Source organism: Fusobacterium ulcerans, from assembly GCF_003019675.1.
Lineage (GTDB): Bacteria > Fusobacteriota > Fusobacteriia > Fusobacteriales > Fusobacteriaceae > Fusobacterium_A > Fusobacterium_A ulcerans.
Map to the genome: position 1 here is coordinate 3487031 of NZ_CP028105.1, position 24226 is coordinate 3511256.

General features: G+C 29.3%; 19 protein-coding genes. 4 read left to right on the forward strand and 15 right to left on the reverse strand.

The genetic code is table 11. From position 1 onward, the window contains the following. Window positions 1–381: 381 nt before the first annotated feature. The 10 genes from C4N20_RS16200 to creD form a co-directional block, all read right to left on the reverse strand. Window positions 382–1461, reverse strand: coding sequence for a YibE/F family protein (locus C4N20_RS16200; protein WP_005980236.1), 1080 nt, complete (start codon window positions 1459–1461; stop codon window positions 382–384). Between the two features lie 122 nt (window positions 1462–1583). Continuing rightward, window positions 1584–1841, reverse strand: coding sequence for a 30S ribosomal protein S15 (gene rpsO, locus C4N20_RS16205; RefSeq protein ID WP_096404543.1), 258 nt, complete (start codon window positions 1839–1841; stop codon window positions 1584–1586). A gap of 131 nt (window positions 1842–1972) precedes the next feature. Further along, window positions 1973–4189, reverse strand: a complete 2217-nt coding sequence (gene ftsH / locus C4N20_RS16210) for an ATP-dependent zinc metalloprotease FtsH (RefSeq protein ID WP_302820883.1) — start codon at window positions 4187–4189, stop codon at window positions 1973–1975. 14 nt (window positions 4190–4203) lie between these two features. After that, entirely contained in the window at window positions 4204–5538 is a 1335-nt protein-coding gene (gene tilS, locus C4N20_RS16215) for a tRNA lysidine(34) synthetase TilS (RefSeq protein ID WP_005980242.1), read from the reverse strand. A gap of 65 nt (window positions 5539–5603) precedes the next feature. Then, complete coding sequence (locus C4N20_RS16220; RefSeq protein WP_005980244.1) at window positions 5604–7268, reverse strand: B12-binding domain-containing radical SAM protein; 1665 nt, start codon at window positions 7266–7268, stop codon at window positions 5604–5606. Then, entirely contained in the window at window positions 7268–8224 is a 957-nt protein-coding gene (mltG, locus tag C4N20_RS16225; protein ID WP_005980246.1) for an endolytic transglycosylase MltG, read from the reverse strand. The genes C4N20_RS16220 and mltG overlap by 1 nt, the downstream gene beginning before the upstream one ends. A gap of 138 nt (window positions 8225–8362) precedes the next feature. After that, a complete protein-coding gene (locus C4N20_RS16230; RefSeq protein ID WP_005980248.1) occupies window positions 8363–9946 on the reverse strand; it encodes a DEAD/DEAH box helicase in 1584 nt (527 codons plus the stop codon). A gap of 335 nt (window positions 9947–10281) precedes the next feature. Continuing rightward, on the reverse strand, window positions 10282–11439 hold the full coding sequence (locus C4N20_RS16235; protein WP_005980250.1) for a hypothetical protein: 1158 nt from the start codon (window positions 11437–11439) through the stop codon (window positions 10282–10284). Beyond that, window positions 11432–13948 carry a DUF2339 domain-containing protein gene (locus tag C4N20_RS16240; protein ID WP_005980253.1) on the reverse strand — a complete coding sequence of 839 codons (2517 nt, stop codon included), beginning with the start codon at window positions 13946–13948 and terminating at the stop codon, window positions 11432–11434. The genes C4N20_RS16235 and C4N20_RS16240 overlap by 8 nt, the downstream gene beginning before the upstream one ends. Next, entirely contained in the window at window positions 13945–15336 is a 1392-nt protein-coding gene (gene creD, locus C4N20_RS16245) for a cell envelope integrity protein CreD (RefSeq protein WP_106878604.1), read from the reverse strand. Before creD ends, C4N20_RS16240 begins: the two co-directional genes overlap by 4 nt. 205 nt (window positions 15337–15541) lie before the next feature. Between creD and C4N20_RS16250 the strand changes: the two genes are divergently transcribed. Both C4N20_RS16250 and C4N20_RS16255 read left to right on the forward strand, forming a co-directional pair. Next, entirely contained in the window at window positions 15542–16240 is a 699-nt protein-coding gene (locus C4N20_RS16250) for an AzlC family ABC transporter permease (protein WP_005980257.1), read from the forward strand. Continuing rightward, a complete protein-coding gene (locus C4N20_RS16255) occupies window positions 16237–16569 on the forward strand; it encodes a branched-chain amino acid transporter permease (RefSeq protein WP_005980259.1) in 333 nt (110 codons plus the stop codon). Before C4N20_RS16250 ends, C4N20_RS16255 begins: the two co-directional genes overlap by 4 nt. A gap of 89 nt (window positions 16570–16658) precedes the next feature. Here C4N20_RS16255 and C4N20_RS16260 read toward each other — a convergent pair whose 3' ends face one another. Both C4N20_RS16260 and C4N20_RS16265 read right to left on the reverse strand, forming a co-directional pair. Next, window positions 16659–17111, reverse strand: coding sequence for a Dps family protein (locus C4N20_RS16260; protein ID WP_005980261.1), 453 nt, complete (start codon window positions 17109–17111; stop codon window positions 16659–16661). A gap of 97 nt (window positions 17112–17208) precedes the next feature. Continuing rightward, on the reverse strand, window positions 17209–17982 hold the full coding sequence (locus C4N20_RS16265; RefSeq protein ID WP_005980263.1) for a glucose 1-dehydrogenase: 774 nt from the start codon (window positions 17980–17982) through the stop codon (window positions 17209–17211). A 229-nt stretch (window positions 17983–18211) separates the two neighbouring features. On the opposite strand from C4N20_RS16265, the gene C4N20_RS16270 reads away from it, so the two are divergent. Beyond that, window positions 18212–19564, forward strand: a complete 1353-nt coding sequence (locus tag C4N20_RS16270; protein WP_005980265.1) for an amidohydrolase family protein — start codon at window positions 18212–18214, stop codon at window positions 19562–19564. Between the two features lie 219 nt (window positions 19565–19783). Here the strand turns inward: C4N20_RS16270 and C4N20_RS16275 are convergent, their stop codons facing one another. The 3 genes from C4N20_RS16275 to rsmB form a co-directional block, all read right to left on the reverse strand. Further along, window positions 19784–20482 (reverse strand): 4Fe-4S double cluster binding domain-containing protein, encoded by a 699-nt coding sequence (locus tag C4N20_RS16275; RefSeq protein ID WP_005980267.1) that lies wholly within the window; start codon window positions 20480–20482, stop codon window positions 19784–19786. Between the two features lie 76 nt (window positions 20483–20558). Next, window positions 20559–21200 (reverse strand): O-methyltransferase, encoded by a 642-nt coding sequence (locus C4N20_RS16280; RefSeq protein ID WP_005980269.1) that lies wholly within the window; start codon window positions 21198–21200, stop codon window positions 20559–20561. Between the two features lie 3 nt (window positions 21201–21203). Beyond that, the gene (gene rsmB, locus C4N20_RS16285; protein WP_005980271.1) at window positions 21204–22502 is read right to left on the reverse strand and encodes a 16S rRNA (cytosine(967)-C(5))-methyltransferase RsmB; all 1299 of its coding nucleotides are present in this window, start codon (window positions 22500–22502) and stop codon (window positions 21204–21206) included. A 167-nt stretch (window positions 22503–22669) separates the two neighbouring features. Here rsmB and mgtE point away from each other — a divergent pair, with 167 nt between their 5' ends. After that, a complete protein-coding gene (gene mgtE / locus C4N20_RS16290) occupies window positions 22670–24004 on the forward strand; it encodes a magnesium transporter (RefSeq protein ID WP_005980273.1) in 1335 nt (444 codons plus the stop codon). Window positions 24005–24226: the final 222 nt, after the last annotated feature.

A 24226-nucleotide genomic window follows, 5' to 3' on the forward strand; every position in this document is an offset into this window, starting at 1 on the left:
AATAACATTCCTCCCTAAAATTATATTTTTATTTTCGTTTCATTTTGAAAAATTATTGCCACATTTTTAAAAATGAAAACTTATTTTGAGTGTACATAATTGAAATGATTGTTTTTATTACAACACTCTTTCTATAATAAGGATACAACATTTTAAAAATAAGTAAAGAAATATTTTTTTCTACATCCCTTCAACATTGTCTTTTTTAAATATAATTATAGAAAGAATGTACTATTTATTAGGCTTTAAGTCAAATTTATAAAATTTATATGGCAAATATAGATTTTATATATGATAAAATATCGTATTATCTATAGAACAAGAATACCAATTTTTCAGTCTTAAAATTAATTTTTTTTAATAATTAGTGAAAAAATGAGCTTATTTTTTTGAGTAAATTTTTGAAGCTACATAAGCTGTTATCGGCACTGCAACCAAAATACCTATGCTTCCACAAAAAGCTCTTAATATCTCAACAACTATTGATTCAAAGTTTAATATTCTTATAAGTGGATATTGACTTTTTTGTAGGTATATAAAAATGGTAGTCATAAGACTGCTTCCTATATAAGCAAGAATAAGTGTATTGATCATTGTTCCAATGATATCACTTCCTATTCGCATTCCAGAAAGAAACAATTCTTTTCCATGTATATCTTGATTTTTTTCTTTTATTTCATTCAATGCTGAAGAGATAGACATAGCTACGTCCATTACAGCTCCCATACTTCCGAGTATAACCCCAGCTGAGATAACCTCTTTTATTTTTATATTCTGCAACATAGAAGCATAATTTAAAGCCTCAGTTGTAACATATCCAGTCAATCTCATTGTATTTACAAAAGTGAAAGACAGTATCCCTGCCACTAAAACTCCACCTATTGCCCCTAATATTGCTATTATCCCCTTGTTATTAAAACCTGTCATGAGATATATAGTAACTATAGAAGCAAAGAGGGCTGTTATAACTGATAATAATATTGGAGAATATCCAACTATTATTCCTGGAATAAAAACTTTATATATGAATACAACTACAAGTAAAAGCGCTATCATCGCTTTAAATCCTTTGAACTTTGAAAAAGCCAAAGTTGTAATTACAAAAAGTGCTCCTAAATATATTATGTCATTTCTTTTATCTTTGTCTGCTACATAATATTTTTCATTTCCCTCTTCATCAATATCATGATAAAGAACTACATTGTCTCCCTCTTTTACATTTATATTAAAAGCATCTTCCCTATAGATAGGAAATTCAACAAGAATTTTATCCCCTTTCCTATCTCCTTCCATTATAACCACATCATAAAGAAGTATTTCTTTTAACTCTTCAACTTCTTCCTCTGGTGAAAGACAGTCTTCCAATTTCAATATTTTCCCTTTTATGTATTCCTCTTGAGAATATACTGTCATAGAAAATAATGAGTATATCATTAATGCTAGTAATAAAATTTTTTTCATAATCCTCTCCTGTTATCATTTATCCCCATACTTAGTAGAATACTTTAAATCCATACAAAATTCAACTTTTATTTTAAAAAAATTATAAAAAAAACGAGGATATCTCCTCGTTCTTTATTTAATTATTTTCTGATTCCTAATCTAGCGATTAAGTTTCTGTATCCTTCAAGATCTTTCTTAGTTAGGTAAGCTAGTAATCTTTTTCTTTGTCCTACCATTTTTAATAATCCTAATCTTGAGTGGAAGTCTTTTTTGTGAACTCTTAAGTGATCAGTTAGGTGATTGATCTTTTCAGTAAGAAGTGCGATTTGTACTTCAGTAGATCCTGTATCTCCTTCAAATTTTCCAAACTCTTTAACTATTTCTGCTTTACTTCTCATAGCCATTTTATGTTTCCTCCTAAATTATATATTATTTGAGCCAAGTAATACGGGGCTAATCGTAAAACTGAGCACAAATTTACTAGATAATCATATCATATTATCTAAAAAATGTAAATGCTTTATTATTTTTATTCTTGATTTTCTTTATCAAATTCCTTATCTTCTTCTATTTTTTCAATTACTTCTTCTTTTTCTTTCTCTTCTATAACTTCATCAGCTTTTATTTCAGCAGCTTCTTTTTTTGATTCAGCTAAATCAGCAAGAGTCTTTCCGTTCATTAAAGCTTCAAATTCTGCTCTGTTAAGAGTTTCTTTTTCTAATAAAGCTTTTGCTATGACATCTAATTTATCAAAATTATCTCTTAATAATTTTAAAGTTTCTTGATACTGAGTATTTACTATTGAAAGAATTTCTTCATCTATATCTTTTCCAGTTTCTTCACTGTAATATTTCTGCTGGAATAAATCTCCTTCTCTAGTTCCGTCAAGAAGTATTGGTCCAAATTTATCTGACATTCCATAAACTTTTACCATACTGTGAACAATACCTGTAACATGCTGAATATCACTGCTTGCTCCTGTAGTTATATCATTAAATACAATCTGCTCAGCTGCTCTTCCACCTAAAGCATATTTTATCATATTTAAGTATTCACTTTTAAAATAATATCCCTTTTCCTCTTCAGGAAGCGACATAGTAAACCCTCCAGCTCTTCCTCTTGGAACTATTGTTACTTTATGAACGGGGTCTGTATTTGGCAGTAAATGAGTTACAACAGCATGTCCTGCTTCGTGATAAGCTGATATTTTTCTCTCTTTTTCTACTACTACTTTAGATTTTCTTTCTGGTCCTATACTTACTTTTTCAGATGCTTCTTCCAAGTCATCCATAGTTATTTCTTCTCTGCCTTCTCTTGCAGCAAGAATTGCAGCTTCATTAAGCATATTTGCAAGGTCAGCCCCTACAAATCCCGGAGTTTTCTTAGCTATTATAGATAAGTCTACATCTTTAGCAATTTTTTTACCTCTAATGTGTACTTTTAATATTTCTTCTCTTCCTTTAATATCAGGATTATCAACTATTACCTGTCTGTCAAATCTTCCAGGTCTCATTAAAGCTTTATCCAGTATCTCAGGTCTGTTAGTTGCAGCAAGTACTATGATAGTTTCATCAGTTCCAAACCCATCCATCTCTACTAGAAGCTGGTTAAGAGTTTGTTCTCTCTCATCATTTCCTCCACCTTGTCCAGAACCTCTTTTTCTACCTACAGCATCTATCTCATCAATAAATATGATACAAGGAGCACTTTTTCTAGCTTTGTTAAATAAATCTCTTACTCTTGAAGCTCCTACCCCTACGAACATTTCTACGAATTCAGATCCAGACATGCTGAAAAATGGTACTTTAGCTTCTCCAGCTACCGCTTTAGCAAGAAGAGTTTTACCTGTTCCAGGTCCTCCTAGCAGCAATACTCCTTTAGGTATCTTTGCTCCTACTTTTTTAAATTTTTCTGGTTCTTTTAAGAAACTTACAACTTCTTCAAGTTCTACTTTTGCTTCTGGAATACCTGCTACATCAGCAAATGTTACCTTAGATATCTCTTCACCATTATCTTTAGCTTTAGATTTTCCCATATTAAATATTTGAGGTCCTCCACCGCTTCCTTTGTTCATTCTATTAAGCATGAATATCCATACTCCTATCAATAGAAGCATTGGGAACCAAGATGCAAGCATATTTAATAAGAATGGTAATTCCTGAGGTGGAAGTGATTTTATAGAAGCACTGTTCTCTTCTATTGTTTTAACTAAAACAGGATCATCTCCCAATCTGTCAGTTATCATTCTTGCTTTATATGATTTCACTTCTTTCTTTTCATCTTCAGGTGAATAACCATATACATATCCTTCTTTTTCATTAACTTTTATTATCTCTTTGTTTTTTACATGACTTATAAATTCACTATATCCAATTTCATTACTTGGAGTTTTAGTATTAGTTGATAAAAGAGCTGGAGCAGAAGCTATCAATGTAACAATGAAAAGCAGCATAACAAAACCCTTAAAATTAAATTTTCCTCCAAGGCTTTTTAATTTGTTAGCACGATCCTCTTCTTTGTTGTTGTTTTGGTTCAATCCATCTCTTAATTTAGATTTAAGCTCTTCTTTTCTTTCTTTTATCTCATCATGTATTTTCTCTTTTTCTTCTTTTTTCTTTTCTTCATCTTCTTGTGGTTTTTTACTATCTGGCTCTTCAGAGGTTTTCTTTTCGTCTTCTTGTGGTTTTTCTTTTTTCTCAGACTCTCTTACCTCTTCTTCCTCTATGTAAAGCACTTTTTCTTCCATAAAATCTTCTCTGTTCAACTACTGATCCTCCTTATATTCAATTTTACACAGCTTTTATAATCAGAATTTTTATATTTTTCATTTCCTTTTATTCCTGCAATCCATACTATCTCTTCATTATACAAAACTAAAGGGATTGTATCTCTTTTTTCTTTTGGAACTTTTTCATTTATAAGGATATCTTTTACTTTCTTTTCTGATGTCATTCCTATTGGAATTATTCTGTCTCCATCTTTTCTGCTTCTGATTTTAAGTTTATCTCCCATTTTTAAGCTGGTATAAAAGTTTTGATTGTCATATAATATTTTATCAGTAAAAGATGCCTCTATTACATATTCTCCAAATATTATCTGACCTGGTATTTCTAATTCCACTTCTTTTATACATTGATTTTCCTTTTTTGTGTTCTTTTCTATTGCAAGGAAATCATATTCTTTTTTAAGAACAAATTCCCCATTTAAAGAAATATCTTTGCTACCTCCTTTATCTAAAATATCTTCTATCAGTTGGATTTTCTTTCTCGACACTTCTATACCATAACTGTATAAATATTGTATCAATACTTTACTGAGAAGATATTTATCTAGCTTTTTCAATTTTTCTATACTTAATTTATTATTAACAACATATTCTTCAAGCCTTATTTCCAAAACTTTATTTACTTCTCTTATCTCTTCTATCAAAGAGTAAAGTTTATCTTTAAATTTAGGATTATATCTTTTTTCTATAAATGGAATAAGATCTAATCTTATACTATTTCTTGTAAATTCATTTTCAAAATTTGTCTCATCTATTCTATAAGGAATACTATTCTTATTCAAATATTCAACTATATCTTTTTTATAGATTTCAGATATTGGTCTGATATATACATCTCTTTTAGCAACAATCCCTTCAAGTCCTTCAAGACCAGCTCCTCTTGTCAATCTAAACATAAATGTTTCTAACTGATCATCTTTATTATGAGCCAAAGCAATTTTATTAGCTCCTATTTTTTCAAAGACTTCTTTAAAAAGATCATATCTTGCTTTTCTTCCAGCTTCCTCTAAAGTAAGACCCATATCTTTACCTAGTGCTGTTATATTTATTTTTCTGCTAAAAACTTGTAATCCTTTTTTCTTTCCATATTCTATTGAAAATTTTTCATCACCATCAGAATTTTCTCCTCTTAATAGGTGATTTATATGCACAAGAACCATATCAAAATTTATGTTTTCCCTGAGTTTCATCAACATTTCAACTAAAAAAACTGAGTCAGGGCCTCCTGAAAAACCAACTACTATTTTATCATTTTTTTCTACTAAATTGTCTTTTTTGTTTTTTCTTAGGATTTCCCCGTATAAATTCATAAATTCTCCATTTCATTTTCATAAAATTATAACATATCTTACTGTTTTTTTGCAAAATTATTTAATTATATTTCATTATTTTTTATTACTTCATACTCTCGTGTTTTATAATTGAAGAATATGTTTATTTCCTCTTTATTTCCATTAAAGATATTAAAAGAAAAAAGTTCAAGTTCACTATTTTTATGCCCTTCTCTTACACTTTTAAAGCCTTTCTCTTTTATTATACTGTTGTGAAGCTCAGAATCCTTTAAGCTAATTAACCATTCAGGATAAAATCCTGGTTTTCCTAACATTATAAAATCAAATTTTAAATATTCTTCAAAAACTTTAATATCCTTAAATCCTTTTTCTATATAGAAATCATGTAATATGTTAAAAAGTGCTGATTCTTTATGATTTATTTTTAAATATCCTTTTTTGTCATAATAATCTGCTATTTCCTCATAAAAATCAAAAGAGCTTTTATAATATCTCTTTATTATATAATCTGCACTCATAGTAAATTTCTCTGAGTTATAATAGTAATCTAATATCTTTTCAAGATTTTTAAGTTTTATTATTTCAGCAAAAGATATAAATTTATTTGAAAAAACTTCATATGGAGGTTTAGAAAAATATTTATACTCATATTTTTCAGCCTCATTGTACATTTGAGTTCCCCTTAATAATTTCAGGAATCCAAGCTGTATCATCTCTGGTTTTAAATCATGAACATATTCAAAAGACTTTTTAAATATTTCATATGTTTCATAAGGAAGTCCAGCTATAAGGTCAAGATGAAGATGAATATTTTTATTTATCCTTCTTACATTATGAGCCAGTTTATCCAATATATTATTCCTGTTTATACTTTTCATAGTATCTGGATTTATAGTCTGCACTCCTATTTCAAATTGAAAGTATCCTTTTGGCACTGTTTCAAGAAAATCCAATGTTTCATCATCAAAAATATTTGCATTTATTTCAAAGTGAAATGTTATCCCTTCTCTATAATTTTCCAAAAGAAATTTCCATATCTCCATATATCTTTCTTTCTTCAGATTAAATGTTCTGTCTACAAATTTTAAAAGTTTTATTGGAGAATCTAAAAATATTTTTAAATCCTCTTTTACTCTGTCCAATGAATAATATCTTACAGTTTTATCTATTGAAGACATGCAGTATGAACAATTAAAAGGGCATCCTCTTGAACTTTCATAATAAAATATCTTAGTTTTATCCTGCAATTCTTCTTTTTCATATGGAAATGGAATTATATCCAAATCTTCTATTATCTTTTCTGTGCCATTGAAACATACTTCTCCATCTTTTCTATAAACAAGGCCCATTACTTTGTCGTTCTCTTCAGTCAAAAAGTTTAAAAAAACTTTTTCTCCTTCTCCTATAAGGATACTATCTATTTCTGGGTTTTCTTCCATTATCTTCTCCCAGCCAAAAGATACTTCTGGTCCTCCCAATATAATTTTTACATTTGGAAGTACTTTTTTTATCTCCTTTACTATCTCGAATACATATTCTTTATTCCAGATATATGTTGAAAAAATTATTTTATCTGGATTCAGCTCAAAAATATCCTTTATTATATTCAAAAGCTGATTATTAATATTTGTTTCATATATTTCTACTTTTATATTACTATTTGTTTCTGTGTATTTTTTAAGATATCTCACTGCCAGATTCAAATGCACATATTGGCTGTTTATGGCAGCTATAACTACTTTGCTCACTATTTATTCTCCTTATTTTTTCTTTGAAATTCCAAATGTTCTCTATATGTTTTGCTAAAAAAGTGTCCTCCATCCCCTGTGGCAACAAAAAACAGGTAGTCTGTATCAGCTGGATTGTATGCTGCTTCTACTGAAACTACACTTGGATTAGATATTGGCCCTGGGGGAAGTCCCTTATATTTATAAGTGTTATATGGTGAATCTATTTCCAAATCTTTATAATACATTCTTCTTTTTTTATAATCATACAAAAAATTCACTGTTGCATCAGAAGAAAGTGTCATTTTCTTTTTTATTCTATTGTAAAATACAGAAGCCATAAGAGGTTTTTCTTTATCAAGTTTAGCTTCTCTTTCTAAAATAGATGCCATTATCAATTTTTGATAGAATTCATCTTTATCTTCATATTTTTCTGGTGGAAACTTTTTCAGAAATTCTCTCAATAATGTTCTTATTATAAGTCTCTCGTTATAACTTTCTGGTATATAATATGTTTCTGGATATAAATATCCTTCAAAATTTCCTTCTGGTGTAGGATAGGGAAATTCTATTCCATTAAACTCTTTATAAAATTTATCCTTGTCTATTCTTCCATTTTTTTCTAAAAGATCAGCTATTTCAGCTATGCTGTATCCCTCTGGAATAGTCAATTTAAATACTTTATCTTTTCCTGCCTCAAGAACATCTATAAGATCTTTCATTGACATTTCGCCTTTCAGCTCATAATATCCTGCCTTTATTCCTTTTCCTTCATTTCTGTATTTCAAATAAACTTTAAAAACAAAGCTGTCTGAAACAGGGAGGCTTGATAGAGATGCTTTTAATGGGACACCTCTTTTTATCTCAATTATCTTATGATAATTTACTTTTTTATTTATTTCAAAGTAGAAGAAAACTACTACTATTGTTGCAATTAGAATGAACATCCCTGCAATAGTATAGATCCATTTTTTCATTTCAAACTCCTTATATTATATTTTCTTATATTATAACATAATCTACCCTACTATCAAGGATTTGTTGCTTTCTTTTTCAAAAAATAAAAACGACTCAAAAGAAATCTTAATGAGTCTTTGAGCCGTCTTATATATTTATTATTGTTTTTTCTCTTTAGCTTTTTCTATTAAAGGCTTTCTTCCTTTTTTCTCTTGCTTGAATATTTCAATAATCTCTTCTGCTTCTTGGAAAGGAACAGATAAGAAAGAGAAGTTTTCATATACTTCAACATTCTTTAATTTTCTTTCATCAACTTTAGTTTTACTAGTTACCATTTCTACTAATTTCTTAGGAGTCATGTCATTTTTTCTTCCTAAAGCAACAAATAGTCTTACTTTACCAGTTTTTTCCAATGGAGCACTGTTATTTATTTCATTATAATTGCTTTCATCAAGAACATCTTCATATGAATGTTTGATAAGAGCAGCAACGATATCCACTGCATCTTCACCATTTAAAAGTTCTCTTGAAAGTTCTTTGAAGTTATCAAAATTATTTTCAGCAAGTATATGATTTAATTCTTCTATTAATCTGAATTTCTTAACTTGAATTACATCTTTTACACCTGGAACTCTTTCTTTTCTGATTTCAGTTTTTACAATTTTTTGAATTTGAAGAAGTCTTCTGTATTCCTGTGGAGTGATAAATGTTATAGCAGTTCCTTCTTTACCAGCTCTTCCAGTTCTTCCAATTCTATGTACATAGCTTTCAGCTTCCTGTGGTATAGAATAGTTGATTACATGAGAAAGATCATTTACATCTATTCCTCTTGCAGCTACGTCTGTTGCTACCAATACATTTATTTTTTTAGCTTTAAATCTCTTTAAAGTTACTTCTCTATAGTTTTGACTGATATCTCCATGAAGCCCTTCAGCGTCATATCCTCTGTCATTTAATTTTCCAACTACATCATTTACATCATTTTTAGTTCTACAGAAAACTATTCCATAGAAATCTTTAGTAAGATCTATTATTCTGCATAAAGCTTCAAATTTATCTCTTTCATGTACTTCAAAATAGATTTGATCAGTAAGGTCAGTTGTAAGTTCTCTAGTTTTTACAGCTAAAACTTCATAATCTCTCATATGTTTTTTAGCAACTTTTAATATCTCATTTGGCATTGTAGCAGAGAAGAAAAGCATTCTTTTTTCATCATTTGTAGATTCAAGAATTTTTTCTACATCTTCTAGGAATCCCATGTTAAGCATTTCATCAGCTTCATCTAATATGAAATATTTAAGGTTGTCTAATTTTATAAGTTTTCTGTCCATCAGATCCATTACTCTTCCTGGAGTTCCAACTATTATGTCAGTTCCTTTTTTCAATTGTCTGATTTGGAATTCTATTGATTGTCCCCCGTATACAGGAGTTATTCTTATTTTTTTACCATTTGCAAGACTGTTCATTTCTTCAGCAACTTGGATAGCAAGTTCTCTAGTAGGAGCTAAAACAATAGCTTGTACTACTTTTCCAGGCTCAAATCTTTCTAATATTGGTAGAGAGAAAGCAGCTGTTTTACCAGTTCCTGTCTGTGCCTGTCCTATTATATCCTTTTCTCCATCTAATAATGCCGGTATAGTTAAAGCTTGTATAGGTGTTGGTTTTTCATATCCTTTTTTTGAAAGAGCCTTTATTGTTTTCTCTCCCAGTCCTAATTTTTTGAATTCTTCTAATTTTTCCATTCTTCACGTCCTTATTTAAATTATTTTATTTCATCATACCACACTAAAAAATCTCATATGCATTTAAAAACAATCAGAGTTTCTTTCCCTCGTGTTCTACAACAAAAAATGTTTTGTAGCATTATAGGAATCCTCTTGTTCTTTTTAAAGATATTTTTAACGGTGTGTTATAAAACAAAATACATTTAAATAAATATCTATCTTATTAAAGAATCCTATGTTTACTACCTAAGAATATATTATACTACACTTTTTAAGAAAATGTAAGCCTTATTTTTGTTCTAAAAATGAAACATGCTCTTTTCTCAATAAAAACAGCATGTTTCAAATGTAAATTATTTTTTTCTGCTTATCTTTTTTATCATAAAACTACTTAATAGGAGTACAATCAAACCAATAAAAATATTATAATACAAACTCATATCTTTTGGTTCTTGAACTGGTTCTTTTTCCACCAAATTCATTTTACCTGTTGAAACCAAATCCCTGTCCTTTATCATGCTGCTGAATTCTTCTAGATCATACTTTGGCTTATAAAGATTTTCATCTCCAAAAGTTATCTTGTATTTGCCATTTTCCTCTGTTTTAAACATTATCTTAGCAGGTATATATTCCCCTTGGATTTCAGTTATTGAAAGAGGTTTGCTGTCTCCATTTTTTATCTCCAGTACCATTTGTTCTGATCTTGATATTCTTCTGAAATCTATTTGCATATTTTCTTTATTACCAACTTTGAAAATAGTTCCAGTTCTATAATAATCCCTATTCCCAATTGAATAATTTCTTTTAAATTCACCATTGGCTCTTAAATATATTTTATGTACAGGAAGATTATTAGTTTCTATTGTAATTATACTATTTTTATCTTTTTCCTCTGATTGATATTGTAATTTTAGTAAAATAGTTTCAGTTTCCTTTTTTTCATTTCCATAAAATTTTAGAACTGCACCTTTAAAATTACTTTCTTTGTTTAAGTCAGTTACCAGTTTATAGTATGTATATTTTTCTTCTGGAAAATCTATTAATAGATTTTCTTTGTCTGGAGTTTTGTATATCTCTCCATAAGTTATATACTCCCAGTTTTTTCCATTATTACTTCCCAGTAACTCATATTCAAAATAGAAATTTCTTTTAGGTATTATCTCTATTCTATTTCCAAATACATCATCTAATTCACTTTTAGGTGAGAATTTAAAAACTGTTTCTAATTTTTCCTCTTTAGTTGTCTCAGAAATTATATTTCCTGCTGAAATTATTTTTTCAACATCATTGTAACCAGCATCTTTTTTCTCAATTACATAAGGTATTTCCTGTCCTTTATCATCTAATATTCTTATATCTCCCAAGTCATTTTTACTCTTAGAGTAGATATCTTCTGTTATATAAAATTCTTTATATTTACTATTTCCATCTACTTCTATCTCTTTAAAATAATCATAAGAAAAAGACTGCAAAGATACTATAAAGAATAGTACTGGTATTATTCTATTCACCTTTTTCCTCCTTTTCTAATTTTTTAAGAGCTGTCTGATAGATATATGAAGTTCCTATCAATATAATTCCCATACTGAAATATGCAAGAAGTTTATATGTACTACTGAAAGAAACAAAGTCTATAAAGAAACTTTTCAAAACAAAGAATATTCCTATTCCAAGTCCTACTCTTCTTATATTTCTATTAGGTGTTTTGAAACCTTTCCAAACCAGATATCCGCACATAAGCAGTCCTACAATATTTATTACCAGATTTGCTCCATCTATATAGAGTACATTGTTCATTACTAAATAGGAAACTACAATTATATATATTGATTCTCCTATTATCCATGGAACTTTTTTCTCATTAGTTTTAAATATAGTAAAATGTATATCTTTTCTTCCAAAGAAAAATAGATATATATTTACAGCTAAAATTACTGCTATTAACACTATCTTTTCTTTTCCACTTTCATATTTTACATACCCAAACATGTTTATTACATTTATTATCAATATCGAAAATATTTCTATTATTGTTAAAAATATTAAACTAAATCTGTCCTGAAGTTCTTTAACCTTATATGTTACAGTTCTTAATAGGAGATTTATAACTAGAATTCCTATTAATACTCCTAACATCTCTTTTGTATAATATCTTCCTGGCAATTTTTTGATATTCAAAAAAATCACATTATTAATGAAGAATATCGAATATAGGAATATAAGATACTTAAATGGAGCCATTAGACTTTTAATAGTTTTGTTATAGCTTTTTTCCTTCACAATAAAATAAACTACAAAAGAAAGTGAAATTATCAGAATATCCTGTATATACACAAGATAATATTTTTCCTCCCTTATAAAGAAATTTGTTAAAAGAGTTATTAAATATATAAAAACTGCTCCATATTCCACTTCTTTGTTTTTGTATTTTGAAGCCATAAAATATAAAAATACTGCTTCCAGTCCCCATGCTACCACTATATATTCTTTAGAAAGTATTACAGGGATTATCACTATAAAGCATCCTAAAGCTATTACATAGAAAATTTTTGATACTCTGTTTTCTTTTAGTTTATCTCCAAAGAATCCATATATAATACCTACTCCTGCTACCAATCCAGCTTTCATCCAGCTTGGTGTTGTCCCATCTGACAAACTATATATCAGCGAAAACTTTACAATAAGATTAAGGCTGAGAAGTATATAATCAACAATATTGCTTTCTCTATTCTCTTTTCTGTGGGAATTAAGGAAAATAAAACTATATGCTGTTGTGAATATTACAATATAGAAAAATGCAGTAAGTTTATCATCCATATTTTTTGACAGATAAAATACTATTCCTGCCATATTTGTTGAACCTATTACAAATCCAATTATTTTACTATACAGCCAGTCTTTTTTCCAAGATATTCCTAAAACTATTCCTTGAAGTATCAATGAATAAGCTATCAGATAATATATTTTTGTAATTCCGCCTTCATAGTAGATATAAGCTCCATATGGTAAATATCCCCCTATCAAAGCTAGTACTCCTATAATCTGTGAACTATATCTCAAGGCCAGTACAACTACCAGCCCTGTTAAAATAACTGAGATAAAAAGCCCCAGTATCATAGAGAACAGACCTAAATACATTGTAGATAACAAGGTAGTTATATACAGTATGCCTATTCCTCCACCTATTAAACCTACAGCAAAATGTTTTTTCTTTTTTTGATATAATCTCTCACCAGCAAAAAGAAAAATAATTCCCAAAAGATACGATCCCGAACTTTTAATATAGTCATTATTAAAGAAATCTCTAAATTGTGTTTTAAATACCAGAAATATTCCTAAAAATATTGAAATTATCCCTAGAAAATTAAATCCTTTCAATCCGATAAGTTTTTCTAAAACAAAATTCTTCTTCTCTTTTTCATAAAGATATTTATCTTCTTTTAAATCATATTCTTTCTGTATCTCACTATGAAATACAGAACTCTCTTCTCCAAGTGAAATACCCGCTTCTAAAGCCTTTTTTCTTGAATTCTCTATAAATATATCTGCTTTTTCAGCCACTGCTTTTAGTTCAGCCCTCAACTCATGAGATTCTTTAGACATCTCTTTCATCAATTCTTTATCTTGAATATTAATTTTTTTATGAAGCTCTTTTCTAAAATTATTGAGTCTATTTATTATTCTGTCTTCAAGATCTATCTTTACTTTTTTAGCAGCCATTATCTGAAACTTATTTATTTCTTTTTCTCTTCTTAATCTTTTACTTTCCTTTAACTCTTCTAAAAGTACTACATTTGAATTTTTTAAATCCTCTATTTCCTTTGTTTTCTTCTGTAGTTCATCTTTAATTTCTTTTAGAATTTTCTCAAGTTTTTCTTTTTCTTCTAAAAGCTGAGTTTCTCTATTTATATCAGCATCGTTTTTTATGCCTGATATTATGGATTCAGCTTCTGAATTAAGCCTCTTTATCTCTTGATATTTTGCTTCCAAGAGTTCAAGTTCTTTTTTCTTATCTATCATTTTTTCACCTGTTCCTCATTTCCATTTTCCTCTGTATCTGTAACTTTTTTATTTACTATTTCCATATTTTTAGTTACATACATCAGAAGATACAATACTCCCATAATCAAAAGTGTCCCTGTAAGAAGTGCATAATCTTCCATTTTTAAAATTGAGAATAGTATAGAATATATACCTATAAGAAGAGCAAACATTCCCAATCCATACTTGATATTTTTTGTAACACTTGCTATGTATAATGATACTGGTACTATAACTGCTGTAGCTGATATTCCATAAGCAGTTATAAAACTTATATGCTCAGCTAATGATAAAAGCAGAAGATAAAACATAACTAAAGAAAATCCTACAATTCCATATTGAACATAGTGAGTTTCTTTTTTTCCTGATACTTCAAAAAGATATACTGCTAATAAACTCATCATTATAAATAAAACTCCATATTTAGCTGCTCTTATTACCTGTCTGTAATGAGTTATTCCATTATATAGAGCCACTCCTGCCTGTGCTTCTGATAAATCTATTTTATTACCATCACCTATAAAAAAGTATTGTTTATAGTTTCTTGTAAGATGAGATATATTCCAGTTGGCTGTAAATCCATTTTCATTTATGACTCTTTCTCTAGGAAGCATCCCATAGAAACTTGGATTTTCCCATGCTGATTTTATAAAAAAGCTGTTGTCTTTTCCCATTGGCAGAAGAGTTATCCCTTCGCTTCCTCTAAATACCAATTCTATATTAAATGGAATTTCTTCTAATTCCTCATTCTTTGTTCCTAATTTTCCTGAAATTCCTTTAGATATCTGAAATGGTTTTCCTAAACCAGTTCCTGATTCCAGTTCTATCTCCTTACCATTAAAATTAAATTTATCAATTTTAAGAAGAGCCTTTATATCTGTTATTCCTAAAGATACACTTATTTCATTATATTCTATAACTGAATTTTCTGGAATATTAGACAATACTTTAGAAAAATTTCCTTTCATATTTAATTCTCCAGTATATACCATAGATTTATATATACCTCTTTTTCTTACCTCTTCTTTTAGATCAACGTTTACATCTAATTTTTCTGGTAAAACTACTAAACTATTTTTTCTTTTTTTACTTTTAATAACTTCTATTTGTTTTCCCTGCTTGTCTACTGTGTACTCTCTTTCATAATATTCCTCTGTATAAGGAACTACAATAACAGGCCCTGCTATTGTCTGTGTCTCTCCCCATTCTCTTCCTATATTCTTAATTGTAGAGTCATACAAATAATTTCTTTCATGTACCACTCCATTTACAAACATAAGAGGAATCTGTAATAAAAGGCTGAAAAAAAATAAAAATAGAGCCTTCTTTAGTAGTGGATTACCTGCTGTCTTAACTTTCTTCTTCATTGCTTTCCCTCCCGAATCCATGTTTTACATGCCTTATTAGATTAAGTTTATCATATTTACTCCTTTTGTTCTAATTCTTTTTTGCTCTAAATCGGAAAGAAGTTTTTTTAAAATTTAGTATTGTCTTTAATTCGTAATTTGGGTATAATAAGAAAATACATTATTTTTTTTAATATTATTATTTAAATACAAAAGGGGGAATAAAATGAACACAAAAATGAAAGCATTCAAAGCTGCTTTTCCTCATACCATTCCTATTTGTGCTGGTTTCTCATTTTTAGGACTGGCCTATGGGATATATATGAATAAAATGGGATTTTCTTTTGTGTATCCGATGCTTATGAGTCTCACTATTTTTGCTGGATCTATGGAATTTATAACTGCCAATCTTCTAGTCTCGGTTTTTGATCCGCTAAACGCTTTTCTACTGGCTGTTATGGTTAATGCAAGACATCTTTTCTATGGGGTATCTATGCTGGAAAAATATAGAGGAACTGGAAAGAAAAAGTTATATCTGATATTTGGAATGTGTGATGAATCATTTTCCATCAACTGTACTGCTGATATTCCAGAAGGAATAGATAAGGGTTGGTTTATGTTTTTTGTTACTCTTTTAAACTATGCTTACTGGGTATCTGGAGCTACTTTAGGCGGAATATTAGGTTCTTTTATAAATTTCAATACAAAAGGAATTGATTTTGTAATGACTGCTCTTTTTGTTGTTATATTTCTTAGTCAATGGGATTCTCAAAAAGATCATCTTCCTGCTATAATAGGAGTTTTAGCTTCTGTTGCATGCCTTCTTGTATTTGGAATGGGAAATTTCATCATTCCATCAATGATAGCTATACTTATTTCACTTACACTGAGCAAGAAGAAACTTGAAAAGGAGGAAATTAAATGAGACTTACAGTAGAACAAGAAATAATAACTGTAGCTATGGTAGTACTTGGGACTCTTTTAACAAGATTTCTTCCCTTTATAATTTTCCCTGCTAACAAACCTACTCCGAAATATATACAGTATTTAGGTAAAGTCCTTCCATTTTCTGTAATAGGAATGCTGGTTGTTTACTGCCTGAAAGAAGTTTCAGTTGTTTCTTCTCCTTATGGACTTCCTGAATTTATTTCTATTGGAGGGATAGTAATACTTCACAGATGGAAAAAAAATATGCTTCTATCTATTGGTGGAGGAACTATTTTATACATGATACTTATTCAATATGTTTTTTAAATATAAAAATCGGCTCAAAAATATCATGAGCCGATTTATTTTTTATAAATATTTTAAAATTTTTTACAATTTATTTCTTATAAAATAAATTATTTAGTTAACCATGCAGTATACATCCAGATATGTTTTTGATAAGCTGCACCTATTCCTGTAAATAAATCTGCTGTTTCCTGATCTTCAAGGTCTCCAGCCATTTTTAATGCTACATTCATTTCGTCTAAAAGAAGTTTGAAGTTTTCAAGTATTCCTTTTACTGCTTCTATACCTGTATATGGTTTTGATTCTATTTCTTGAAGCATAGAATGTTCAAGATATACTTTAAGTGAAGCAAAAGGTCTTCCTCCTATCATCAATATTCTTTCTGCTACTTCATCTATATGTTCATCTGTTTCAGACATTACTCCATCAAGCATTGGATGTATAGTGAAAAAATGTTCTCCTTTTAAATTCCAGTGGTAATTATGCACTATAGTCTTAAAAATGTGTAAATTTGCCAAAAATTTGTTCATTTGATAGATTAATTCTTCTTGTTTCTTTTTCATGATAAAAACCTCCTGATAATTTTGTTTATTCTCTAGTTGCCTCTGTATATATTATTAGGTGGTTTTCTATTATTCCTTTTAATATTTTAATATTTTTTTAATCTAGCTCCTGAATTCCTCCTCCATTAATAAAAAGTATTTGTCCACTTGTCCAGCTTGAAGCAGGACTTGCAAAATACAGTACTCCCATAGCTATATCATTTACTTCTCCCAATCTTTTTACAGGAGTTTTAGCAAGCATTTTCTCTTCAATTTCTGGAGTAAGCACAGATGCAAGAGCCTTTGTTTTTATTGCTCCCGGACCTATTGCATTAACTCTTATTTCAGGTCCCAAATCAAGAGCTGCATATTTTGTAAGCTGATTTATTGCAGCTTTTGAACTTCCATATACACTCATATTTGGACTTACCATATTACTTGCCATTGAACTTATATTTATTATTGAACCATAATTATCTTTTCTCATGTATGGAGCACAAAGTTTCATAAGAGTAAAAATGCTGAATACATTAAGCTTATATATAAAAGTTATATAATCAAGAGTAAGCTCTTCAAGTTTTTCTCTTCCTCCTCCGCCTCCTCCAGCATTATTTACTAATATATTTACTTTTCCAAAATTCTTTATAGTTTCATCTACAAGGTTTTTCAAATCCTCTTCTATTGTTACATTGCATTTTACAGCTAAAGCTTTTATTCCAAATTCTGCTGCTTCTTTGGCTGTTTCTCTGGCTTTCTCAATATCCAAATCACTACACACTACATCAGCACCTGCTTCAGCTAGCTTTAAAGCAGAAGCCTTTCCTATCCCGTCTCCAGCTCCTGTTATTATAGCAATTTTTCCTTTTAAATCATATTGCTCTGCAATTTTCATTAAAATCATCTCCTTAAATCATTTCAGTTCTTATATTCTGTTCCTTTGATTATATAAATATTATATCATAATTTTACTAAAAAAACTTTCTTTCTCCTTGTTATAAAGCAGATTTTTATGAATATACAACCTATATTTATAAAATATAAAAACTATATTATACAAATTCTGAATTATCTCTTATACTTATTTCTAATTAAAATGTTTAAAGGGAGGATAATATATCATCATGAAAATAGCTGTAAATAACGGAATTTTAGTAGATCCCAAAAATAAAATATTTGAAAAAATGAATCTCCTTATTGAAAATGGAAAAATAAAAGAATTATCCAATCAAAAACTATCAGGAGATCAAGAATTAGATTGTCAGGGATTGTATATATCTCCTGGCTTCATTGATATGCACATGCATGAAGATCCTATGAAAAATGGTAAAATTAAAATAAATATATTTGAAAAAATGTTGAAAATGGGGGTTACTACTGCTATTGGAGGAAATTGCGGAATAGGTCCAAATAACATAAAAGAATATCTTGATACAGTTGAAAAAGGAAATCCAGTAAATTTTGGACTTTTTCTCCCTCACAGTATACTTAGAGAATATATTGGAGCAGCTGACAGATATGAAAACCTAGAAAGCAGAGACATTGAAAAAATGTATCAGTATGGTAAAAATCTCATTAGAGAAAATGATCTTTTTGGAATAAGTTTTGGTATAGAATATATTCCGGGAATAGATTTTAATGAATTAGTCACTCTGGCTGGACTTGGAAAAAACAGAATAGTCAGTGCTCACCTTAGAAATGATGGGGCAGATGTATTTGGAGCTTTAGAAGAATTTTTAGAAGTTGGAAATTATGTAAAAACTCATCTGCAAATTTCACATATAGGAAGTATGGCTGGTTATGGACAGATGGCTGAATTTCTTTCTGTAGTAGAAGAGAAAAGAAAGGCTGGAATTGATATTTCTTGCGACTGTTACCCTTATGCTGCTTTCAGTACTCATATAGGATCAGCTGTATTTGATAATAATTATATCCAAAAGCATAAAGTAGAATATGATTGCTTAGAAATTATGGAAGGAAAATACAAAGGTCAAAGATGTACTGAAGAGTTATTTAATATTCTTAGGGAAAAATTTCCTGATACTCTTGTCACAGGTCATATGATGCTGGAAGAAGATATAGAAACAGCTTTAAAAAATCCTAATACTATAATTGTAAGTGATGGAATACTGGGAGAGGATGGAAGTGGACATCCTAGAGCTGCTGGTACTTTCCCAAGATTTATCTCTAAATATGTAAGAGATAAAAAAATTATGTCTCTATATGAGGGAATAGAAAAAATAACATCTCTTCCTGCTGAAATATTAAAGTTAAATAAAGGAAGCCTAGGTATTGGTGATGATGCAGATATTACTATTTTTTCTTTAGAAGAAATAGAAGACAAGGCTACATTCTCTGAAAATGCACTCTCTCCTGTTGGAATAAAATATGTCCTTATCAATGGGGAAACAGCATTAAAAGATGGCGAAATTATCAATTCAAAGCTTGGAAAAACAGTTAAATATCCAAAAATATAATCACAGTATTCTGCTTGTTTAAAAAGTTTAAAAGTAGAGAGATATTCAAATTTCTTTATAATCTTTTATAAAAAATATTAGGCCGTTTAGAGCTAACAAAAACTGAAAAATTTTTAAATATCCTTATCTAAGTCGCAAAATTAAGCTATTTTATAATTATTAAGCTTCTTTAGACAAAAAAATGGGGTTCTTGCTGATTTTGCAAAAGCCCCATTTTAATTATCCTTTTAAATTTAAATATCTTTGAGTATAAGGACATACTGCAAAACACAATCCACAAAGATCAACATCAATTCCAGTAGCCTTTTTCATTCTTTCTAATTGAGTTTTTTTACATACTTCCTTTATAAAAATCTTTTCTCTAGACATACCTCTACTCCAATTTACTCCAAGAAAAGCTTTTGCTGGACACTTGTCTACACAATTTCTGCAATTTCCACATCTGCTTTCTTTAACAGCTTCATCTGCTGGAAGTGGAGCATTGGTAATGAGGCTTGAAATACGAACAGCACTTCCATATTCTTTTGTAACTAGAAGGCAGTTTTTTCCAATCCACCCTAAACCTGCATTTGTAGCCACTGTTTTGTGAGGAAGTGGAGTACACCAGTTTTCATCTTTTTTTACAATTTTTAATGTATTAGCTTGAGCTTTATATCCTTTTTTTATCAAGAATTCTGCTCCTGCCTCTACTATTTCATCTAATTTAGCATTTAATTTGTGGTAAGTATCAAAATATTCTTTTGTTGGAGCTGTTTTCAAATCCTCTACTATGTGTTGAGGAACTGGAACAGCTACAGAGATACCAATATTTTTTTCGTCTTGAATAATTTCTTTAAGATCAGCAACCCCAGTCAATACTGCCCCTTTTTCTCTCAACACTTCAAATAGTTCAGCTTTTAATTCAAACATATCTGTCATAATATTTCTCCCCTTAAATAATTTTGAAAGACTCTTTTAATCAACTTCATATTTTAATACAAATTACCTTTATTTTTTACTTTGAAATAGACTTAAAACACAATCCCACGCCGTCTCCAAAAGGAAGTAACACAAATCTGTCTTCTCTTTCATAGAGATAATCTATGAAACAATCCAGTCTTTTGACAATAGTTTTAAATCTCTTTGGATACTCTTTATACAAATATCCTCTGAACATTATATTATCAATAAATACTATTCCACCATCATTCAGCAATTTATATGAATCCTCAAAAAATTCCATATAGTGCCCTTTTGATGCGTCTATAAATACAAAATCAAATTTGTTATCTATTTTTTTTACTTCTTCTAAAGCATCCCCTTTTATAGAAATGATATTATCCAATCCAGATTTCTTAAAATTTTCCTGAGCAAGATTATATCTCTCTTCATCTATTTCAATGGTGTATAATATTCCACTATTTCCTTTTATTTCTTTAGCCATAAGTATACCAGAATAACCAATAGCTGTCCCTATCTCCAAAACATTTTTAGTTTTGTAGCTTTTCACTAAAAATTTTAAATACTCAGCTACCTCTTTTGTTACAATAGGAACATTATATTCTTGAGCATATGCTTCCATCTCAAGAATCAATTCATCTTTTTCTTTGATTTTTCCTACTATATATTCATTAGCTTCTTTTAATTCTTCTAACATTTTTTACCTCTTTTTTCTGATTTTTGCAATATAGAATCCATCTAAAATATCTTCATTATAGTCAATTGTAAATCCACCAGCTTCGTCATAAGTCCCTTTTACGTTTTCTGGAATATACACTTCTGCTGTTTCAAACTCTGGATATTTTTCTAAAAATCTCTTTATATTCTCTGTATTTTCCTCTTTTAAAATGGTACAAGTACTATATACAAGTTCTCCATCGTCTTTAAGAACTTGGGAAGCTGATTCAAGTATTTCAAATTGTAATTCAGCCAAAAGTCCTACATTTTCAGCAGTTTTGTTATAAATAGCCTCTGGTTTTTTTCTAAGAACACCATACCCACTGCATGGAGCATCTACTAATATCTTATCAAATTTCTTTCCTTGCTGATTCAGTTTTCTCGCATCCATTTTCACAGGTTTTACTATATCTATTCCTAATTTTTTACAATTTTCTTCTATAAGTTTTAATTTATGAGGATAGATATCCAGAGCTAAAAGCTCCCCTTTATTTCCCATCAATTCACCAAGTACAGCTGTTTTTCCACCTGGAGCACTGCAAGTATCCAAAACTAAATCTTTTTCACTTGGATTTAAATTTTTAGCTGATAAATAAGATGAAGCATCCTGTACTATTATTTTTCCTTCTTTAAATTCGTCACTATACAATAGTATTCCAGAATCTACATAGTATACTGTATCTACTTTTTTTATTATTTCTATATCTTTAGCTAAAAGAAGTTCTTCAAATTCTTTTTCACTGTATTTTAGAGTATTTACCCTGAAGCTTATATATGGTATCTTTTTCAAAGACTCCAAAAACAATTCAGCTTCTTCTCCATACTCCTCTCTTATTTTCTCATAAAACCATCTAGGATATGACAGAAGAATATCAAGTTTATCTGTTTCTCTCAATTCTTTTATGTCATCTTCCATTTCTCTCAAATATCCTCTCAGTACTCCATTTACAAATTTACCTACTGGAACACCAAACTTTTTCTTAGCAAGCTCAGAAGCTTCCCATACTACCCCTTTATTATCACTTTTCATAAAAGTAATCTGGTATATAGATATTCTAAGAAGATTTCTTATCCAATCTTTTTTTATTGTACTTACTCTTTTATTTATCTCATAATCTAAAAATATTTTTTTTCTTATTACCCCATAAAAAAGTTCTGTTATAAAGCCTCTCTCTTTTCTATTTAGAGTGTTTTCTCTAAAATAATCATTTAAAGCTATATTGGAATATTTTCCATTTTCAACTTCTTGTATAAGCCCAATGGCTCTTTGCTTTACATTCACTTTTATCCTCCTAAAATCTCTCTATCTTAATTATTATACAATATTTACAGCATAATTAAAAGTTTTCTGTTCAGATAATAAATTTTTTTATAAACAAATATTGCGTTTTTTCTGAGAAAATGCTACCCTTATATGTGTAACAAAATTTTTAGAAATGGAGGTGGAATATGGAAAATGTTTTGTTTTTCCTAGAAAATAACCAATTAGCAAAATTGAAAGAATCACTTATGGAAGAAAATCCAGTAGATATTGCAGAGCTTCTTGAAGATTTAACTAAAGAGCAAAGTCTTAAAATATTTAGAATTCTTCCTAAAGATACTTCAGCGGAAGTATTTTCATATCTTTCTTCAGAGAAACAACAGGAAATTGTTGAAAACATAACAGATGAAGAAATACGTCATATAATTGATGAAATGTTTATTGACGACACTGTGGACTTTATTGAAGAGATGCCTGCAAATATCGTAGATAAGATATTGCAGAATACCTCACCAGACACCAGACAGTTAATCAACCAGTTTTTGAAGTACCCAGAAAACAGTGCTGGTAGTGTAATGACAGTGGAATATGTTTCTCTAAAGAGCGGTATGAATATTGGGCAGGCTTTAAATCACATAAAAAAAGTAGGTATAGATAATGAAACCATTGATATCTGCTATATTATTGACAATCAAAGAAAGCTTGTTGGATTTATTTCATTGAAAAGTCTTATTTTCTTAGATGATATACTTCCTTTAGTTGATGCTATGGAAACTAATGTTATCAGTGCCATTACTACAGATGATCAAGAGTTTATTGCTTCTCAATTCAGAAAGTATGACCTTACATCTATGCCAGTAGTAGATAATGAAGGAAGACTTGTTGGTATCATAACTATTGATGACGTTGTAGACGTTATTGATCAGGAGAATACAGAGGACTTTCAAAAGATGGCTGCTATGAACCCATCTGATGAGGAATATCTTAAAGAGTCTGTATTTTCTCTTGCGAAGCACAGAATAATATGGCTTCTAGTACTTATGATTTCAGCTACTGCTACAGGTATTATAATAAGAAGATATGAGGAAATTCTTCAGTCAGTTGTTATTCTTGCTGCATTTATTCCTATGCTGATGGATACTGGAGGAAATGCTGGTTCTCAGTCTTCTACTTTGATCATCAGGGGAATTGCTCTTGGAGAAATACAGCTCACTGATATTGGAAAAATATTATGGAAAGAATTCAGAGTAAGTTTAATTGTTGGAGTTACTCTGGCTTTTGTGAATTTTCTAAGAATATATTTTATAGACAGAGCTGGTCTTACTATCTCTTTAGTAGTATGTGCAAGCCTGCTGTTCACAGTTGTAATAGCTAAGGTCGTTGGTGGAGTTCTTCCAATAATGGCAAAAGCTTTTAAACTTGACCCTGCCATTATGGCAAGCCCATTGATTACTACAATAGTAGATGCCTGTGCTTTGGTAGTTTACTTTGGACTATCAACTCACTTTTTAAATCTTTCATAACATTAAAAATATAAGTCAAATAATAGATTAAGTAGATAATTAAAAGCTGGATTAAATGTTAGAAATTAGAAAATTAGAAAAATTTGTTTTTTCTAGTAAAAAAATTTTTAAATTATATTCTGCTTAAAAATTATCTACTTTTTTTTATTTTTATATTGACATGAAAAATGATTTATGGTATATAATTATTAGCCACATTAGATATAGAGTGCTAAAAGGAGG

What these genes read in the sequence shown, in the direction of transcription:
- C4N20_RS16200 (WP_005980236.1), bottom strand. Translation starts at nt 1,461, where the DNA reads ATGAAAAAAATTTTATTACTAGCATTAATGATATACTCATTATTTTCT.
- rpsO (WP_096404543.1), bottom strand. Translation starts at nt 1,841, where the DNA reads ATGAGAAGTAAAGCAGAAATAGTTAAAGAGTTTGGAAAATTTGAAGGA.
- ftsH (WP_302820883.1), bottom strand. Translation starts at nt 4,189, where the DNA reads ATGGAAGAAAAAGTGCTTTACATAGAGGAAGAAGAGGTAAGAGAGTCT.
- tilS (WP_005980242.1), bottom strand. Translation starts at nt 5,538, where the DNA reads ATGAATTTATACGGGGAAATCCTAAGAAAAAACAAAAAAGACAATTTA.
- mltG (WP_005980246.1), bottom strand. Translation starts at nt 8,224, where the DNA reads ATGAAAAAATGGATCTATACTATTGCAGGGATGTTCATTCTAATTGCA.
- C4N20_RS16230 (WP_005980248.1), bottom strand. Translation starts at nt 9,946, where the DNA reads ATGGAAAAATTAGAAGAATTCAAAAAATTAGGACTGGGAGAGAAAACA.
- C4N20_RS16240 (WP_005980253.1), bottom strand. Translation starts at nt 13,948, where the DNA reads ATGATAGATAAGAAAAAAGAACTTGAACTCTTGGAAGCAAAATATCAA.
- creD (WP_106878604.1), bottom strand. Translation starts at nt 15,336, where the DNA reads ATGAAGAAGAAAGTTAAGACAGCAGGTAATCCACTACTAAAGAAGGCT.
- C4N20_RS16250 (WP_005980257.1), top strand. Translation starts at nt 15,542, where the DNA reads ATGAACACAAAAATGAAAGCATTCAAAGCTGCTTTTCCTCATACCATT.
- C4N20_RS16255 (WP_005980259.1), top strand. Translation starts at nt 16,237, where the DNA reads ATGAGACTTACAGTAGAACAAGAAATAATAACTGTAGCTATGGTAGTA.
- C4N20_RS16260 (WP_005980261.1), bottom strand. Translation starts at nt 17,111, where the DNA reads ATGAAAAAGAAACAAGAAGAATTAATCTATCAAATGAACAAATTTTTG.
- C4N20_RS16265 (WP_005980263.1), bottom strand. Translation starts at nt 17,982, where the DNA reads ATGAAAATTGCAGAGCAATATGATTTAAAAGGAAAAATTGCTATAATA.
- C4N20_RS16270 (WP_005980265.1), top strand. Translation starts at nt 18,212, where the DNA reads ATGAAAATAGCTGTAAATAACGGAATTTTAGTAGATCCCAAAAATAAA.
- C4N20_RS16275 (WP_005980267.1), bottom strand. Translation starts at nt 20,482, where the DNA reads ATGACAGATATGTTTGAATTAAAAGCTGAACTATTTGAAGTGTTGAGA.
- C4N20_RS16280 (WP_005980269.1), bottom strand. Translation starts at nt 21,200, where the DNA reads ATGTTAGAAGAATTAAAAGAAGCTAATGAATATATAGTAGGAAAAATC.
- mgtE (WP_005980273.1), top strand. Translation starts at nt 22,670, where the DNA reads ATGGAAAATGTTTTGTTTTTCCTAGAAAATAACCAATTAGCAAAATTG.